The following is a 15,782-nucleotide window of genomic DNA, read 5'->3' as shown; positions in this document are numbered from 1 at the left end:
TAACAAACCTGATGCATTCGCCATTTCCCACGCAATCTGTGCTGCGCCTGTTATGGCGGGTGCTGCTGTGCGTGGGTTTGCTGCTGCCGCTGGGCGCATGGGCTCAGGCCGAGGCGGTGCTGGATGTGCAAAGCTGGCGCCAGGACCTGTGGCCGGCCGTGCAGGTGCTGCCAGATGCCACGGGTCGCATGGATATCGGCCAGGTGCAAGAGGCCAGCGCTGATTTCGCGCCGCCGCAGACCGCCCGCTCTACCCTGGGTATGCGTTCTGCACCTGTGTGGTTGCGCATACCGGTGCGCCTGGAGCCGTCTGCTGGGACGGATTGGGCGCTAGAGCTGGACTACCCGGTGTTGAACCGCCTGGACATCTACCTGGTGCGTGATGGCCAGGTGCTGCAGCAGGCCCTGCTGGGCAATTTGCACCAGAACCTGGAGCGTCCGCGTGCCGCCCGATCGCCGACCGTGTCTTTGCGCATGCAGCCGGGCCAGGCCTACATCCTGTACATCCGCGTGCAGACCAGTGGCGCCATGGTGCTGCCCATCACGCTGAATACACAGGCTGCGTTTTTGGAGCATGCGCTGCGCGAACAGATGCTGCAGGGCCTGATGTTGGGTCTGTCGCTATGCCTGCTGATGTACAGCCTGATGCACTGGTTGGGCGTACGCGACCCGCTGTTTTTGAAGTACGCGTTGATCGTGGTGGGTGGCCTGGTGTTTTCGCTGCTGCAGTTTGGCGTGGGCGTTCAGTACCTGTGGGCCGGCAATCGGTGGCTGGAACTGCATCTGGCGGCACTATCCGCGCTTGCATCTACCTGCGGCTTCTTCCTGTTTTTTGAGCATGTGCTGGCGGGGCCGGGGGCATACCGCCATTTCAGCCGCGCCATGCGTGCGGGCGCGCTGGCTTCTGCGCTGGTGGCGCTGGTGTATGCGCTGGACTTGCTCAGCACCCGTGCGGTCAGTCCGCTGGTCGGGCTGTTGGGGGCCTTGCCGTCTCTGCTGGCCTTGCCGCCGGCCTGGCGCCGGGTGCGTCAGGGCAACGCGATGGGCATCTACCTGGTATTGGGCGCATTAGTGTATTTCTTTGCAGTCTTGACCATGGTGGGCGTGTTGTATGGCGTGGTGGGGGTGAATTTCTGGACCCAGCACTCCGTGCAATGGGCGGCGCTGCTGGACCTGCTGATGTTGATGCGCCTGCTGGCCCTGCGCAGCCGGGCCACGCAGGCCAAGGTCGTGCGTGTCACCCAGGAGCGCGACGCCATGCATTCCCTGGCACATACCGACCCGTTGACCGATCTGCCCAACCGCCGTGGCCTGAGCCTGGCGCTGGAACAGGCCCTGGCCCAATGCGGTCTGCACAGCATGGTGGCGGTGTATGTGCTGGATCTGGACGGCTTCAAGCCGGTGAACGACCAGTACGGCCACGATGTGGGCGATGTGCTGCTCAGCGCCGTGGCGGTCCGGTTGCAAGTGCTGGTGCGCAGCAGCGACCTGGTGTCGCGCATGGGGGGCGACGAGTTCGTCATCGTGGCCCGCGGTCTGCACACCGACCGCCAGGCACAAGACCTGGGCCACAAACTGCTGGAGGCCTTCCATGCGCCGTTTGACCTGGGGCAGCACAGTTTCCAGGTCGGCCTGACCATAGGCTACGCCCTGGCGCCACTGGACGGCGTGGACCCCAAGATGCTGCTCAAGCTGGCCGATGCTGGCATGTACCAGGGCAAGCAGGGCGGCAAGCACTGCCTGCGCCGTTTCGACCCCGCGCAGGCCGTGCCTGAGCCCAGCCTGTGGGTGGACACCCACGCGCCCACGCGGGCTAACGCTGCGCGCGCAAGCTAGCAGTGATCTCGTAAGAGCGCAGCCGCGCCTGGTGGTCGAAGATCTGCGACGTCAGCATCAGCTCGTCCGCCCCCGTGCGCTCAATGAAAGCCTGTAATGCCCGGCGCACCGTGTCGGGCGAGCCCACCGCAGCGCAGGACAAAGAGTTGTCCAGCATGGCCTTGTCGGCCGGGTGCAGGCGCTCGGCAAAGCCGTCCACCGGCGGCGGCAACTGGGACGGGCGGCCGCTGCGCAGGTTCACAAATGCTTGCTGCAGCGAGCTGAACAGAAACTGCCCGGCCGCGTCCGTGTCCGCCGCAAACACATTGAAGCCCAGCATCACATAGGGCTTGGCCAGCTGTTTGGACGGCTTGAAGCGCGCCCGGTAAATCTCGATGGCCGACAGCATGTCACCCGGCGCGAAATGCGAGGCAAACGCGTAGGGCAGGCCCAATTCGGCCGCCAGCTGCGCACCAAAGGTGCTGGAGCCCAGAATCCATAGCGGTACCTCCAGCCCGGCGCCGGGTACGGCCCGCAGCGTCTGCCCTTCTTGCACCGGGGCAAAGTAGTGCTGTAGCTCCAGCACGTCGCGGGGGAACTGCTGGGCATCGGTTTGCAGGTCGCGCCGCAGCGCACGGGAAGTGGCTTGGTCCGAGCCGGGCGCGCGGCCCAGGCCCAGGTCGATGCGGCCGGGGAACAGCGACTCCAGCGTGCCGAACTGCTCGGCAATCACCAGCGGTGAATGGTTGGGCAGCATGATACCGCCAGCGCCCACGCGGATGCTGCGCGTGCCCGCCGCCACATGGCCGATGACGACCGCCGTGGCCGCGCTGGCAATGCCGCGCATGCCATGGTGCTCGGCCAGCCAGTAGCGCTGGTAGCCCCAGGTTTCGGCATGCTGCGCCAGGTCCAGCGTGTGGCGAAAAGCATCGGCCGCGGTGCTGCCTTCGGCAATCGGGGCCAGGTCCAGAACGGAAAAGGGAATCATGTTTTGCTTTACAGATGAAACAAGCCTCCAGCGCAGATATATCGTGCGCAAGATGCTATGAAAAATGAAGTAAGTGCCCAGGCGGCACAAAGATGGTCAGCGTAGCAGCCGGCCGGGCCTGGTGTGTACATGGGGCTGATTCGCCACATGGCAACCAGAGTCTTTGCAGCCAGTGCCACCGGGTGATGCGTGTTTGTGTCTAGGGCCCCGCCTTCAGCACGATCGGGATGCCTGCCACGCCCGTGCCCACGGTGCCCATCTGCAGCTGTGCCTGGGCCAGGCTGTCGGGTACGGTGAATTCCACCCAGCCCTCCATGCTGCTATTGCCGCGCACCAGTTCGTTGAGTTCATTCACCGGCGCCAGCAGGCTGCCGTCGGCCAGCAGGCGGAAGGAGGCGCTCCAGAAGTTACCGTCGTAGCGACTGTTGTTGGCTACGCGCACCTGGAACTTCAGGCTGCGCTGGCCGGGGTTTTGCGGCAGCAGTTGGGCGTTGAGGATGCGGTAGCTCAGCGTGTCTGCCACCAGTTCCACCCGTTCGGGTAGCACGACGCTAAGCGGTGCCGCGGCGGGTGCAGGTGCGGATGTGGCTACCGCCGCGGTGGTGTTGGTAGGGGCTGGTGGCATACCAGCGCTGGAAGTTGGGCTGGCCGTTGGCGCTGGCGTGCGGCCCAGCCAGCCGGCCTGGTGCAGCGCTGTCACCAGCGCGGTGACGGCGGTGATGGCGCCCGCCACCGCAGTCAGGATACCGGGCAGGGTCTGCCACCAGCTTTTGGATCGGGGGTCTTCGTCCATATGCGCCTTCCGGGTAGAGGGGCGGCCCATGGCGCCGCCGGCTGCGCAAAATTATGGCGCAAGCACCCTGGTTTGTGGTGCTCTGTTTTTGATAGCTGTTACCGCACGTATTACCTGCGCAATAGGCCTTTTTTCTGCATAAAACCGCGCGCACCACGCGGATTGCCAACTGGGCTAGAGTCAACGGCCGAGACTTCCGTCCAAGGAACCACCATGCAATTGCTCTCCCGCCTTCTTTCTGTGGCTGCGCTGGTGCTCATAGGGCAGGGCGCGCAGGCCGTAGCGCCAGTCGGCCCGGGCACGGCCACCGGCCAGGCCGCCTGCCCGGCCATCCTGCAATACCAGTTTCCGCGTCTGCAGGATGAGGCGCCGCAGAACCTCTGCCAGTACGCCGGCAAGGCCGTGCTGGTGGTCAATACTGCCAGCTATTGCGGCTTCACCAGCCAGTACGAGGGGCTGGAGGCGCTGTACGCCAAGTACCAGCCGCGCGGCCTGGTGGTGCTGGGTTTTCCGTCGAATGACTTCGGCGGGCAGGAGCCCGGTTCGGCCAAGGAGATTGCCGACTTTTGCTACAACACCTACGGCGTGAAGTTTCCCATGCTGGGCAAGTCGGTTGTCTCCGGCGCGGCGCGCAACGGCCTGTATGCGGCGCTGGACAAGGCCACCGGCAAGACGCCGCAATGGAACTTCCACAAATACCTGATAGACCGCAGCGGCAAGGTGGTGGCCAGCTTCCCCAGCGATGTCACGCCCGACAACCCGGCACTGCTCCAAGCCGTTGACCAAGCCCTGCGCTAGGCGCTGGCTGCTTGCAGCCAGCGCAAGAAGGTCGTGACCAGCGGCCGGTCTTCGGTGCGCTCGGGCAGCACGCAGTAGTAGGCCCGCTGACTGGCCTGGTCTTGGCCCGGGGCGTTGGCCGGGGTCTGCGCGCAGGCGATCACCAGCTCACCACGCTGCAGCTCGGTCTCCACCAGCAGACGCGGCACCAGGGCCAGACCCAGGCCCTGGGCGGCTGCGGCGGCAGTCATGGAAAACAATTCGTAGCGCGGCCCGTGCAGGGCCGAGGGTGCGGCCACGTCCAGCGCATCAAACCACTGGCGCCAGCCCTCGGGCCGGGTGCTTTGCTGCAGCAGCGGGCGCTGGGCCATGGCCTCGGGGCTCAGGCTGCCGTGGCCGCCCAGAAAGCCCGGGCTGCACACCGGCACCATGTCTTCGCCCAGCAGGCGCACGGCGCGCGTGCCGGCCCAGTTGGCCACCTGCTCGGCGGTGCCGGTGTACAGGGCTGCATCAAACGGCGTATCGGCAAACAGGAACGGCCGGGTGCGGGTTTCGATATGCACCGTGGTGTCCGGGTGCAGCGCGGCCCAGGCCGGCAGGCGCGGTATCAGCCAGCGCGTGGCAAAGGTGGGCACGGCGGCCAGGTGCAGGGTGCCGGCGCTGCCTTGGGACGACATGGCCTGCAGCGTGTCCTGCTCCAGCCCCTGCAGCCTTGCTGCGACCTGCTGGGCGTATTCGGCGCCGCGCTCGGTCAGCGCCACGCCGTGGCGGGTGCGCCGGAACAACGCCATGCCCAGGAACTCCTCCAGCGCCGTGATCTGCCGCGACACCGCACCCTGCGTCAGCGCCAACTCTTGGGCGGCGCGGGTGTAGCTTTCATGGCGGGCGGCGGCGTCCAGGCAGGCCAGGGCTTGGAGGGAGGGGATTTTTCTGCGCATGGTGTGCGCAATATACATGTTTGACGGTTTGTGCTGCTGCGGTATTTATAGCTGCTTGCGCAGGTATTCTATGCGCTAGAGGCCGGAAACTCTTAAATATCCAGCTGGTAAGACATGCGGTTTATGCATGCTATCTACGTGCGCTGCCGTCAGCGTAGGCCGTCAAATTCATGGTCATCAAGGCGCCTTGCTTGGGCAGGTCGGCCACGCAGATGACGGTGCGGGCAGGACGGTGGGCGCCGAACTCTTCGGCGTAGGCGCGGTTCATTTCCTGGAAATCTCCGACTTGCTTCAGGAAGACATGGACATGCATGGCGTCGTCCAGCGTGGCACCCACCTCGGCGAGCATCGCGGCGAAGTTTTTCACGATTTGCCGTGCCTGGCTGTAGGCGTCGGTGCCGGCCATCTGGCCGGTGGCCGGGTCTACGCCGGGCGTTCCCGAGATGCTGATGAAGGGGCCAGCCTTGGTGAGGTGGCTGTTAGAACGTGTTCAAGGTCTTTTTGGGGCCGCGCAGGTGCCTGTTCGGGATGCGCAGCTAGGCACAAAACCCAAGCCAAGGCTTCTGCCTTGGCTGGTTTTGTAACGACGTTGAGCGCCCGAACAGGCACCTGCCCTCCGGGTTGGGGTGAAATCGGGCGATTTGTCCGCCAGAACCCTTGCATGGGCAGAGAGCCCATGCTGCGGTCTCCGACAGCCAACTCATCCCGATTGCACCCCAACGCGGCCCCAAAAAGACCTTGAACACGTTCCAAGGACCAATGGGTTCAAACATTCCGGCGGGGGGGATGGTTTCGACGTGCATGGGTGTGTGAGGTGGTTGATGGCCGCAATCCGTTGGATCGTGGCCTTGGGTGCTTTAGCGGTGAGTGTGCCTATTTTCCTGTGCGCCAGGGCTGCTCCTTTGCACCCGGACCTGCATGCCTTGTCCGCTTTCGCAAGCGCCAAAAACCACCGCCAGGCCCTGCAAGCTAGCAATCCGCTGCACGATGGATATGCCCAGGCCGCTGCCTATTTCCGTCTGCCCGCGTGGCCGGTGAAAGCGTGTGCCGAGGTTGGCCCGGTCTTCCGCGCTGAGCGGCGGGCCGGCGTTTTCCACCACCATCTCGTCCGCTGTAAACCGCAGCGTTACCAGCGTACTTTGTGGGGCGTAGCGTATGGCGTTGTCCAGTAGGTTGCGCAGCAGCATGGCGAGAAGGCCGCTATCGCCTTGCATGGCCAGGGCGGGCTGGCCCTCGGTGGGCCATTCGCAGGCTAGTTCGATGTGCCTGCGCTCGGCCAGCGGCAGGCAGTCGCCCATGGTCTGCTCAACAATGCGCGGCCAGTCCACCGGGGCGTGGAGCAAGGCGGTGTTGTTTGAACCCAACCGTGCTTCTACGCGCGACAGTGCCAGCATCTGCATGACCAGCCGGTCGGTACGGTCCAGGCCGGTGCTGAACCGGGCCTGTGCCTGTTCGCGCTCGGGCCCGCTGTGCGATCGGCGCACCACGTCCCATTGCGCGCGCAATACGGCCAGCGGCGTGCGCAGCTCATGCGCGGCATCGGCGGTGAAGCGGCGCTCGCGTTCCAGCGTGTCTTCGATGCGGGCGAACAGGTGGTTCATGGCCACCAGCAGCGGCTGCAATTCCGCGGGTGCGCGCAGCGGCGAGACCGGCTGCAAATCCTGTGCATCGCGCTCTTGTAGCTCGGTGGTCAGGGTGCGGATGGGCTGCAATGCCTGTCGCACCGCCCAGGCCATGGCGACCAGCAGAAACGGCAGCATCAACAGCCAGGGCATGAGCTGGCCGAAGGTCAGGCCCGTTACCAGTTCGCGGCGTTCAGCCACATCCTGGCCTGCGGCGATAAGCCATTCACCGTTTGGCGACGGCAGGTAGTACAGCCGCCAGGCATTGCCATGGACCTGCGCATCCACAAATCCCGCTGCGCCACTGTGGCGCTGCAGTTGCATGCCTTCTCGGTCGGTCAGTATCAGCTCCCCTTTGGCATTCCATACCGCGACGGCCAGCTGCCGTACATCGTCCTTGTCATCGTCGTACAGATCTTTTACGGTGGGTTCGGCGGGGGCTTGCAGCGCAGCTGCGTGGTTGTGTTTGAGCAGGGCCTGCACCTGCCGGGCCAGGCGGACCAGCTCGCTGTCGTAGAGCTCATTCACCTCGTGGCGCGCATGGGTGAAGGATGCGACCAGCGTCACGGCCCATACCAGCGGCGCGCACAGCAGCAGGTACAGCAACAGGCGGCGCTGCAGGCTCATGGCTCGGCTTCTCCAGAGCCCAGGGCGTAGCCCACACCGCGCAGCGTGCGCACGATGCCCGGTGCGATCTTGCGGCGCAGGTGGTGCACATGCACTTCCAATGTGTTGCTCTCGGGCTCCGCGCTGCTCCAGTCGTACAGTTTTTCCTGAAGATGGGCCTTGGACAGCACGCGCTGTGGATGCTTCAGCAGGGCTTCCAGCAGAGCCAGTTCACGGCCCGTCAGTTCGATGCTTTTGCCCTTCCAGAGCACGGCTTTGGTGGCCGGGTTGTATTCCAGCGCGCCGTGCTGCCATACCGAGTGCGCGTGGCCGGAGGTGCGGCGCAGCACAGCCCGCAGGCGCGCCGCGAGTTCATCCACGGTGATGGGTTTAATCAGGTAGTCGTCGGCTCCGCTGTCCAGCCCAGTAATGCTGTGGGCCGCGCCGTCGCGGGCCGTCAGAATCAGCATGGGTACGGTGAAGCCTGCATTGCGCCAACGCGCCAGCCAGTGCAAGCCGTCTACGCCTGGCAAGCCCAGGTCCAGCACCACGGCATCAAAGGTTGTGGCCACCAGGGCTGCGTTCGCTTGCGTGCCGTCGCCAAACCAATCCACTACATGGCCCAACTGGCGCAAGCCGGTGGACAGGGCTTCGCCCAACAAAAGGTCGTCCTCGACAATCAATACCCGCACACAAGCCTCCCAGGCACTCTAGGGTGCCGTGGCCATTATCTGGCACGCGTCAGGCCATGCGCCTCCACCGCCCCTTTGCGAAATTCGTCCGGTGTGACTCCCATCAGCTTGCGGAACATGCTGATGAAGGCGGAGGCGCTGCCGTAGCCCAGGTCCAGGGCGATCGTCTCTACCGTTTGGCCGGCCTCCAGCAGCGGCATGGCTTTGACGGCACGCAGGCGTTGGCGCCATTCGATGAAGGACATGCCCAGGTCGCGCTGGAAACGGCGCAGCAGGGTACGTTCGGTGCTGTGCACGGCACTGGCGATTTCGGGCAGGGTGCGGTTGTCACCCGGGTTGTCTTCCAGCAGCTGCAGCACGGCGGCCAGCAGCGGGTCATCCGATGTGGGCAGGTAGCTGCCGGCGCAGGGGGCTTGGGCCAACTGGTCTACCAGCACCTGCAGCAGGCGTTCCTGCTCTGCGCTGCGGGGCAGGGCGGGAGGGTGCTGGCGCAGATGCTCCAGCAGGGCGCGTAACAGCGGGCTGAGGGTAAGCGCGCAAGTGGAGCTTGGCAGGGCTTGGCAGAGTTCTTCGGCCACGTAGAGCGAGCAGTGGCAGGCTTCGTAGCGGTTCATGCCGGTGTGTTCCACATGCGGCGGCAGCCAGATGCCGTACTGCGGCGGGGCCAGGTAGTGGTGGTCGGCAAGCTTTACCTCCAGCACGCCGCTGAACGAGTAGACGAACTCGCCCCAGGCGTGGCGGTGTTGCGGGTAGGTGGATTCGGCCTGCATGTGCGCGGTGCGAAAGAAGATGGGCGCGGGCAGGCTCTGGCTGAACGGTGGCAGCCGCAGGTGCTTGGCGGTGGCGGGCATGGCGGTTTGGCTGTTGTACGGCATGGTTTGGCGTATTTTCGCTATATCCATCAAAACAGTCTACGGGACAATGCAGGGCCACGTAAACCCAGCCGCAAAGGAAACCCATGGAACCCCGCAAACCCCTAGACGCCCGCGCCAGCAGCATCATGCTGGTGCTGTGCATGACCTGGGGGCTGCAGCAGGTGTTGATCAAGGCCACGGCGGGCGATATGGCGCCGATTCTGCAGATCGGGCTGCGCTCGGGCGTGGCCGCGCTGCTGGTCGGCCTGCTGATGCTGTGGCAGCGCGAGCCGGGCATGGACTGGGCCGGCACCTGGCGGCCGGGGCTGGTGGCGGGCGGGCTGTTCTCGTTCGAATACCTGCTGGTGGGCGAGGGCATGCGTTTCACCACGGCCTCGCACATGGCCGTGTTTCTCTATACCGCGCCGATTTTCGTGGCCCTGGGCCTGCACTGGCGCTTCCCGTCCGAACGGCTGAGCCCGGTGAAATGGCTGGGCATAGGCGTGGCCTTCACCGGCATTGTGGTGACTTTCACCGGACGCGCGGCACCCGCGGTGGGGGCTGGGCAGAACATGTTGCTGGGCGATCTGCTGGGCCTGCTGGCGGGCGCGTCCTGGGGCGCGACCACGGTGGTGCTGCGCTCGACCAGCTTGTCGCGGGCGCCGGCGGCGCAGACCTTGCTATACCAACTGGTGGCCGCTTTTGTGCTGCTCGTGCTGGCGGCCATGGGCCTGGGCCAGCTTGCCGTACATGGCACGCCCTTGTTGTGGGGCAGCCTGGCCTTCCAGGCGGTGGGTGTGTCGTTTGTGAGTTTTCTGGTGTGGTTCTGGCTACTGCGCCGCTACCTGGCCTCGCCGCTGAGCGTGTTTTCGTTTTTGACGCCGCTGTTCGGCATGGCTTTTGGCGTGTGGCTGCTGAACGAGCCGCTGGAGGCCAGTTTTCTGGCCGGTGCGGCGCTGGTGCTGGCCGGCGTGTTGCTGGTCAGCAGCGACAGCTGGCTGCAACAGTGGCGCCAGCGCATGGGCTGATTGGAGTGCGTAGAGCACACAATTAAGTGATGGCGTTGCTGCAATTTTGCTAGCTGGTAGCGCAGATAAATTCTGCGCAAGATGCCAATTTGGCAATGGTGTTGAGGGACGGTTTGGTTTTTAAACATTCCTTCAGCGCATAACTGGGTGACGATTCATCGTTTGCAGTCAGGCCCCTCCTGGCTCTACCATGGGACATGCCGCGCACGACCGGTGCGCAGACCCCCCCAGCATTCCCCAGGAGAGCTTCCCATGGCCCACGCCGCATTCCACTGGCAAGACCCGTTCTTGCTTGACCAGCAACTGACCGACGAAGAGCGCATGGTGCGCGATGCCGCTGCGGCCTATTCGCAAGACAAGCTGCTGCCGCGCGTGCTGCAGGCCTTCCGCCACGAGACCACCGACCCGGCCATCTTCCGCGAGATGGGCGAGCTGGGCCTGCTGGGCCCCACCATCCCCGAGCAGTACGGCGGCCCCGGCCTGAACTACGTGGCCTACGGTCTGATCGCCCGCGAGGTGGAGCGCGTGGACTCGGGCTACCGCTCCATGATGAGCGTGCAAAGCTCGCTGGTGATGGTGCCCATCTATGAGTTCGGCACCGAGGCCCAGCGCCAGAAATACCTGCCCAAGCTGGCCACCGGCGAGTGGATTGGCTGCTTTGGCCTGACCGAGCCCGACCACGGCTCCGACCCCGGCTCCATGGCCACCCGTGCCCACAAGGTGGCCGGCGGCTACAAGCTCAGCGGCGCCAAGATGTGGATCTCCAACAGCCCCATCGCCGACGTGTTCGTGGTCTGGGCCAAGGAAGTTGACGCGGCCGGCAACGTCGGCCCCATCCGTGGCTTTGTGCTGGAAAAAGGCATGGCTGGCCTCAGCGCCCCCGCCATCCACGGCAAGGTGGGTTTGCGTGCCAGCATCACCGGTGAGATCGTGATGGACGGCGTGTTCTGCCCCGAAGAAAACGCCTTCCCCGAGGTGCAGGGCTTGAAAGGCCCGTTCACCTGCCTGAACAGCGCCCGCTACGGCATCGCCTGGGGTGCGCTGGGTGCAGCCGAGGACTGCTGGCTGCGCGCCCGCCAGTACGTGCTGGACCGCAAGCAGTTCGGCAAACCCCTGGCCGCGAACCAGCTGATCCAGAAGAAGCTGGCCGACATGCAGACCGAAATCGCCCTGGGCCTGCAAGGCTGCCTGCGCCTGGGCCAGATGAAGGACGCGGGCACGGCAGCGGTGGAGATCACCTCCATCCTCAAGCGCAACAGCTGCGGCAAGGCGCTGGACATTGCCCGCCTGGCGCGCGACATGATGGGCGGCAACGGCATCAGCGACGAATTCGGCGTGGCACGCCACCTGGTGAACCTGGAGGTGGTGAACACCTACGAGGGCACGCACGATATCCATGCGCTGATACTCGGCCGCGCCCAAACGGGCATCGCAGCGTTTTAAGAATGCTCCCCACCGTTCGCCCTGAGCCTGTCGAAGGGCTTTTCACCTACGTTTGTCCCGACCATGACCACTGAATCCCCCTCTGGCGCATTGGCCGGCCTGAAGGTGCTGGACCTGTCCCGCGTGCTGGCCGGCCCCTGGTGCACCCAGATGCTGGCCGACCTGGGCGCCGATGTGGTCAAGGTGGAGCGGCCCGTGGTGGGTGACGACACCCGCCACTGGGGCCCACCGTTCCTGCAGGACGCCGACGGCCATGACACCGACCAGGCCACCTATTTCACCGCCTGCAACCGCAATAAGCGCTCCATCACCATCGACATGGCGCAACCCGCGGGCCAGGCGCTGATCAGCCAGATGGCCGCGCAAAGCGATGTGTTGGTAGAGAACTTCAAGGTCGGCGGCCTGGCCCAGTACGGGCTGGACTACGCCAGCCTGCAGGCCGTCAACCCCGGCCTGATTTACTGCTCGGTCACCGGCTTCGGCCAGACCGGGCCGTACGCGGAGCGCGCAGGCTACGACCTGATGGTGCAGGCCCTGAGCGGCATGATGTCCATCACCGGCCGGCCTGACGGCGCGCCCGGTGGCGGTGCGCAAAAGGTGGGCGTGGCGGTGATCGACGTGTTCACCGGCGTCTATGCCTGTAGCGCCATTCTGGCGGCCTTGCAGGCGCGGCATCGCAGCGGCCAGGGCCAGCACATCGACATGGCCTTGCTGGACGTGGGCATGGCCATTCTGGCCAACCAGGCGGCCGGCTTCGTCAATACCGGCAAGGTGCCGCAGCGCCAGGGCAACAGCCATCCCAGCCTGGTGCCGTACCAGGACTTCCCCACCGCAGACGGCGCCATGCTGCTGGCCGTGGGCAACGACGGCCAGTTCGCCCGCTTCTGCACCGCTGCCGGGCACAGCGCCTGGTCCACCGACCCACGCTTTGCCACCAACACCCTGCGTGTGAACCACCGCGCCGAGCTGATTCCGCTGCTGGAGGCCGTCACCCGCACGCGCAGCACCGCCGACTGGATCGCGCTGCTGAAAGACAAGGCCGTGCCCTGCGGCCCCATCAACGACATCGCCCAGGCCTTTGCCGACCCCCAGGTGCAGGCCCGGGGCTTGAGGCTAAATCAGCCTGTAGCGCAGGTAGTGTCTGCGCCAGCAGCTATTGAATCAATAGCAAGTGTGGCCAGTCCGTTGCGCCTGACAGCTACGCCGCCGGTGCTGCATCGCCCGCCGCCGTTCTTGGGCGAACATACTGACGAGGTGCTGGCAGGGCTGGGCCTGGACGCGGCGGCCATTGCCGCGTTGCATGCGGCAGGGGTGGTGTAGGTTGCTGTTGCGCGGCGGAGGATGGTGCGTAGCCGCGTTTTACGCGCTATTTACGGGCTAAATTAATCGTAAGCAGGCGCTTACATGGCCTATGCTTGCCGCACTATCGCTTTGCAACTGCAGGACCATAAAAACCATGAGCAAACAAGAGCCCGCCGTCATATTCGGCACCGAAGACCTGCTGCTGAGCCTGTGCAACTCCGTCACCCGGGTGTTGAACGTGGCCACCCACAGCACGATCCACTTTTCCGGCATGGTGCAGCGCATCAGCAAAACCTGCCTCAAACCCGACATCGGCTGCTTCGTGCTGTTCGATGGCGGCTTCTCCGGCCTGGTGATCATCAACTTCACAGCCCAGGCGGCGATGGAGCTGTACGAGAGCTATCTGCTGAACATGGGCATGTCGCGCGAAGACCTGGTCACGTCCTTTACCTCGGACGAGGTCAGCAACGTGATGGGCGAGCTGATGAACCAGGTGGTGGGCGACTTCACCGGCAAGGTGCACCGCGAGCTGCAAACCCAGATCACCCAGAACCAGCCCAAGATGCTGGTGCTGAACAAGCAGGTCATCATGAGCGTGGACGCCAACCTCGACAAGCCCGAGGCCCGCCGCGTCACCTTCTACACCGCCAAGAACAACATCTTCTACCTGGAGCTGGCGGTAGACCGCACCGAGTTCATCAAGATCCGCGACTTCGACGTGCCCGACGCACCTGACCCCACCGCGCTGATGGACCAGTCCTTCGACCACACACCGGCCGCGCCCGCACCTGCGGCCAACAGCGATACGGACGATTTGCTGAAGTCGCTGGGGATGTAAACGGCACGGCCCACGGCGTGGGCCTTGCTATTGAAAGAGTAGCTGCTTGTGCAGGGTTTATGTGCGCTGGAGCGATGGATTGAACTGCAACGAGCTACTTGTAAAACTCATCGAAGCTTACTGAAGTCTCCACCGGTTCAGTTCTCTTGGGGCCAATAAACACGCGAGTCACTATTGGCGAATCCATGTCAATGCAGTCGTTGGCAAATCGGCCAATGGAATAGACCACTTTCTTGTCCTTGGTGATTTTGGCCCCAGCCGTCATCCAAGCGCCGCAACGCCCTTGCAATTTCCTGGAGAAGGTGCAATTTCGATTTCATAGGTTCCGTTTGACAAGTGGCACTTGGAATGGACTTTCTTGATTGAGCCAATGTGGTCATCGTCCTTAGCTATGGTCAGCTGCCACGGGTCCCATTGAGTTGCCGTTCGACTTGCCATCATTGCTTCTCCTGCTTCGTTGTCTGCGCCGTCGTAGGTGATGTGTAGCTCGTCGGCCCTCTGGTCGCAAACGTAGCCAACAAGTACTTAGAAGGCGTCTGCCGACGCGGGCAGCGAGATCATCATCATTAGCAGCAGTGCCAAATTTTTCATTGCGATTCAAAGTTTGAGATGAGAGGCGTGACCTGGCTTGCCGGGGCATGTCCTCTCGATTAAAGGGTAGGCATCACTGGTTGCCGCTCCCAAAGATTGATTCCTCGCTACGACTCAGCTCAGTAACTTGAGAGGCTGTTTGGACAATCGTTTGCGAACCAATCTTGTAGCTGTTTCTGTAGCGTACGCGGCCATGCCCGTATTGCGATCCCCAACTCAGTATGGCTTCGACTTCCACGGTGTCACTAGTCGATTTGAGTTTGATGACCTCCCATATGTTGTGCCAACTGGCAGTGTCAGGCTGACCGTAGCAAAGGTTCTCAAGCGCTCCAGGGGCTTTTGTCTTCGCGTTCCAGCCTGCGCTCCATCTTGAAGTGAGGTTCGGCGTGGAATCGAACCAGGAACGGACGAGTTGGATGTGAGCGTCAGAGCAATTCGATCCAAGGCCAAGCTTCTCTGTCAGATCGCATCTGACGCGGTTATTCTCGTCTTTTCCCTCGCAACCTGCGCCGTTCTCGAGGGTGTAGAGCGCGAGGAGTGCCTTGAGGCCTGGGGTCAAATTCGGAAGGCGGTCTAGTCTCGTTACAGAAAGGTAATGCTCATTGAGATAAAAGACAACGATGCGTTCCGCTGCAGATGCGCGCTGCATCTGGGCCATGCATAAGAAGCAAGCGATTAGGCTGACAAGCGGACGCAGCATTTGTGATGCCTAACGAAATGTAGACCGCAAAACCTGCGGGATAAAAAGGCCAATGCGGTCTAAATTGGTCATAAAAATCTCGTGAAAGTGGCTTGCAGACTGGCTTTTCGTGGGGTGTTCTCGTTTTTTATACAGGTATAAAAGTTCTGACAAACACCGCACGCTGAGCGATGAACCACTATAGCCCGGCGTAACTGATCGGTTTCCTACCCGCAGGCATCTTCACCTCAAAAAGGTGGAGCCAATAAGTGCTCTATTTTTCATAGCTGCTTGCGCAGGTTGAATTTGCGTTGGAACTAGTTTTTATTTGAAGGTCTATCTGTGATTGGGGGGGGCGAATGGCGCCTGACGTCTATGGGATCCCTGGCCGGGAGTTCGCCCCGGCGGGCGAGTACCTTTTATAGAAACCCGCAAAGCGGGTTTTCTTTTGCGCAAAAGGCGTGCTGTGCACGCGGGGTTCGCTCACTTTGCGCAGCAAAGTTACGCGAACACCAAAAGGCACCAAAAGAAAGGCACCCCCACTGTCTGCGCCCCGTCGCTATCGCACTGGGAAACCTGCGGTGCTCGCTTTGGGCGGGGTCTGGCTAAACTCGCTTCGCTCAAACAACGCCAGCCCTGATCCGCCCAAAGCTGTGCTCCTCGGCGCATAAAGAGGGGGACCCCGGGGATCGGGATCGGTGGCGCTGTGCGCCACATCGCGCCTAGGGCGCGAGGTAGTTGCAGACCGGCTGCGCCGGGCTGGGTGTTGGCTGTTGGTATCTGGCTGTTTGGCTGTCCGCTCCCACGCCGTGTGGCG

At 63.4% G+C, this 15,782-nt stretch carries 13 protein-coding genes and 1 pseudogene; 6 read left to right on the top strand and 8 right to left on the bottom strand.

The annotated features are described in order from the left end of the window. Nucleotides 1–11: 11 nt before the first annotated feature. On the top strand, nucleotides 12–1,835 hold the full coding sequence (locus AC07VY_RS21105; RefSeq protein WP_495099165.1) for a diguanylate cyclase domain-containing protein: 1,824 nt from the start codon (nucleotides 12–14) through the stop codon (nucleotides 1,833–1,835). Here the strand turns inward: AC07VY_RS21105 and AC07VY_RS21100 are convergent. Together AC07VY_RS21100 and AC07VY_RS21095 are read right to left on the bottom strand one after the other, a co-directional pair. Beyond that, nucleotides 1,813–2,802: an LLM class flavin-dependent oxidoreductase gene (locus AC07VY_RS21100; protein ID WP_495099164.1), complete on the bottom strand. Its 990-nt coding sequence runs from the start codon at nucleotides 2,800–2,802 to the stop codon at nucleotides 1,813–1,815. The genes AC07VY_RS21105 and AC07VY_RS21100 overlap by 23 nt on opposite strands. Nucleotides 2,803–3,001: 199 nt before the next feature. Continuing rightward, complete coding sequence (locus tag AC07VY_RS21095) at nucleotides 3,002–3,595, bottom strand: hypothetical protein (RefSeq protein ID WP_495099163.1); 594 nt, start codon at nucleotides 3,593–3,595, stop codon at nucleotides 3,002–3,004. 213 nt (nucleotides 3,596–3,808) lie between these two features. Here AC07VY_RS21095 and AC07VY_RS21090 point away from each other — a divergent pair, with 213 nt between their 5' ends. Then, nucleotides 3,809–4,393: a glutathione peroxidase gene (locus tag AC07VY_RS21090; RefSeq protein WP_495099162.1), complete on the top strand. Its 585-nt coding sequence runs from the start codon at nucleotides 3,809–3,811 to the stop codon at nucleotides 4,391–4,393. Here AC07VY_RS21090 and AC07VY_RS21085 read toward each other — a convergent pair. From AC07VY_RS21085 to AC07VY_RS21065, 5 genes and pseudogenes are all read right to left on the bottom strand, one after another. Beyond that, nucleotides 4,390–5,310 (bottom strand): LysR substrate-binding domain-containing protein, encoded by a 921-nt coding sequence (locus AC07VY_RS21085; protein WP_495099161.1) that lies wholly within the window; start codon nucleotides 5,308–5,310, stop codon nucleotides 4,390–4,392. The two genes, AC07VY_RS21090 and AC07VY_RS21085, sit on opposite strands and share 4 nt — an antisense overlap. A gap of 130 nt (nucleotides 5,311–5,440) precedes the next feature. Continuing rightward, a pseudogene (locus AC07VY_RS21080) lies at nucleotides 5,441–5,776 on the bottom strand (RidA family protein); the annotation flags it as partial. A gap of 391 nt (nucleotides 5,777–6,167) precedes the next feature. After that, nucleotides 6,168–7,559 carry a sensor histidine kinase N-terminal domain-containing protein gene (locus tag AC07VY_RS21075; protein WP_495099160.1) on the bottom strand — a complete coding sequence of 464 codons (1,392 nt, stop codon included), beginning with the start codon at nucleotides 7,557–7,559 and terminating at the stop codon, nucleotides 6,168–6,170. Further along, on the bottom strand, nucleotides 7,556–8,230 hold the full coding sequence (locus AC07VY_RS21070; protein ID WP_495099159.1) for a response regulator: 675 nt from the start codon (nucleotides 8,228–8,230) through the stop codon (nucleotides 7,556–7,558). The genes AC07VY_RS21075 and AC07VY_RS21070 overlap by 4 nt, the downstream gene beginning before the upstream one ends. Nucleotides 8,231–8,265: 35 nt before the next feature. After that, nucleotides 8,266–9,132, bottom strand: a complete 867-nt coding sequence (locus AC07VY_RS21065; RefSeq protein WP_495099158.1) for an AraC family ligand binding domain-containing protein — start codon at nucleotides 9,130–9,132, stop codon at nucleotides 8,266–8,268. Nucleotides 9,133–9,188: 56 nt separating this feature from the next. Here AC07VY_RS21065 and AC07VY_RS21060 point away from each other — a divergent pair, with 56 nt between their 5' ends. The 4 genes from AC07VY_RS21060 (at nucleotide 9,189) to AC07VY_RS21045 (ending at nucleotide 13,695) form a co-directional block, all read left to right on the top strand. After that, the gene (locus AC07VY_RS21060) at nucleotides 9,189–10,112 is read left to right on the top strand and encodes a DMT family transporter (protein ID WP_495099157.1); all 924 of its coding nucleotides are present in this window, start codon (nucleotides 9,189–9,191) and stop codon (nucleotides 10,110–10,112) included. Nucleotides 10,113–10,364: 252 nt separating this feature from the next. Beyond that, entirely contained in the window at nucleotides 10,365–11,555 is a 1,191-nt protein-coding gene (locus AC07VY_RS21055) for an acyl-CoA dehydrogenase (protein ID WP_495099156.1), read from the top strand. 63 nt (nucleotides 11,556–11,618) lie between these two features. After that, the gene (locus tag AC07VY_RS21050; RefSeq protein ID WP_495099155.1) at nucleotides 11,619–12,875 is read left to right on the top strand and encodes a CaiB/BaiF CoA transferase family protein; all 1,257 of its coding nucleotides are present in this window, start codon (nucleotides 11,619–11,621) and stop codon (nucleotides 12,873–12,875) included. A 136-nt stretch (nucleotides 12,876–13,011) separates the two neighbouring features. Beyond that, complete coding sequence (locus AC07VY_RS21045; protein WP_495074773.1) at nucleotides 13,012–13,695, top strand: DUF3334 family protein; 684 nt, start codon at nucleotides 13,012–13,014, stop codon at nucleotides 13,693–13,695. A gap of 664 nt (nucleotides 13,696–14,359) precedes the next feature. Here the strand turns inward: AC07VY_RS21045 and AC07VY_RS21040 are convergent. Continuing rightward, a complete protein-coding gene (locus AC07VY_RS21040) occupies nucleotides 14,360–14,986 on the bottom strand; it encodes a hypothetical protein (RefSeq protein WP_495099154.1) in 627 nt (208 codons plus the stop codon). Nucleotides 14,987–15,782: the final 796 nt, after the last annotated feature.

The organism is Rhodoferax sp. GW821-FHT02C08, from assembly GCF_059421805.1.
Note: the sequence above shows the minus strand (reverse complement) of the source record. Positions and strands in the feature narration are given on the sequence as shown.

Coding starts and splice junctions, on each gene's coding strand:
- AC07VY_RS21105 (WP_495099165.1), top strand. CDS start 12: ATGCATTCGCCATTTCCCACGCAATCTGTGCTGCGCCTGTTATGGCGG.
- AC07VY_RS21100 (WP_495099164.1), bottom strand. CDS start 2,802: ATGATTCCCTTTTCCGTTCTGGACCTGGCCCCGATTGCCGAAGGCAGC.
- AC07VY_RS21095 (WP_495099163.1), bottom strand. CDS start 3,595: ATGGACGAAGACCCCCGATCCAAAAGCTGGTGGCAGACCCTGCCCGGT.
- AC07VY_RS21090 (WP_495099162.1), top strand. CDS start 3,809: ATGCAATTGCTCTCCCGCCTTCTTTCTGTGGCTGCGCTGGTGCTCATA.
- AC07VY_RS21085 (WP_495099161.1), bottom strand. CDS start 5,310: ATGCGCAGAAAAATCCCCTCCCTCCAAGCCCTGGCCTGCCTGGACGCC.
- AC07VY_RS21075 (WP_495099160.1), bottom strand. CDS start 7,559: ATGAGCCTGCAGCGCCGCCTGTTGCTGTACCTGCTGCTGTGCGCGCCG.
- AC07VY_RS21065 (WP_495099158.1), bottom strand. CDS start 9,132: ATGGATATAGCGAAAATACGCCAAACCATGCCGTACAACAGCCAAACC.
- AC07VY_RS21060 (WP_495099157.1), top strand. CDS start 9,189: ATGGAACCCCGCAAACCCCTAGACGCCCGCGCCAGCAGCATCATGCTG.
- AC07VY_RS21055 (WP_495099156.1), top strand. CDS start 10,365: ATGGCCCACGCCGCATTCCACTGGCAAGACCCGTTCTTGCTTGACCAG.
- AC07VY_RS21050 (WP_495099155.1), top strand. CDS start 11,619: ATGACCACTGAATCCCCCTCTGGCGCATTGGCCGGCCTGAAGGTGCTG.
- AC07VY_RS21045 (WP_495074773.1), top strand. CDS start 13,012: ATGAGCAAACAAGAGCCCGCCGTCATATTCGGCACCGAAGACCTGCTG.
- AC07VY_RS21040 (WP_495099154.1), bottom strand. CDS start 14,986: ATGCTGCGTCCGCTTGTCAGCCTAATCGCTTGCTTCTTATGCATGGCC.